Annotated in this window: 1 protein-coding gene; it reads left to right on the top strand. The window is 42.6% G+C overall.

All coding sequences use genetic code 11. The features are described 5' to 3' along the window. Positions 1 to 545, top strand: a 545-nt coding sequence (locus K1I67_RS09820; protein ID WP_440138141.1) for a collagen-flanked surface repeat-containing protein, incomplete at both ends; no start/stop codon positions are given.

Here is a 545-nt window from a genome sequence, read left to right as displayed (position 1 = left end):
CAACCAGACAACAAACCATCCTTAACAGCCATCGTTAAAAACGGTGAAGATGGACAAACACCAAAAGTCAAAGCAGAGCGAGATGAAGCGAAGAAACAAACTACATTAACCTTCTACATTGACAAAGATGGCGACGGAAACTACACAGAAGGAACAGACACACTTGTTCAAACAACAGTAGTTAAAGATGGACAAGATGGAGCAAAAGGTGCGGATGGAGCATCTGGTCGTGATGGTAAAGAAGTATTAAACGGAAAAGTAGATCCAAAAGCTACAGACGGCAAAGATGGAGATAGCTTCGTTAATACTGAAACAGGCGATGTCTTCGTTAAGAAGAACAATGCATGGGAACCAGCAGGCAACATCAAAGGTCCAAAAGGTGACAAGGGTGAAAACGGAAAAGACGGCTTCACACCAGAAGTAACCGTAACAGATAACAATAACGGAACACACACCATCACCATCACCCAACCAGACAACAAACCATCCTTAACAACCATCGTTAAAAACGGTGAAGATGGACAAACACCAAAAGTCAAAGCAGA

The organism is Streptococcus infantis, from assembly GCF_019929575.1.
GTDB classification, from domain to species: Bacteria; Bacillota; Bacilli; order Lactobacillales; family Streptococcaceae; genus Streptococcus; species Streptococcus infantis_L.
The sequence above is the reverse complement of the archived record's forward strand: the minus strand, read 5'-3'. Positions and strand labels throughout refer to the sequence as shown.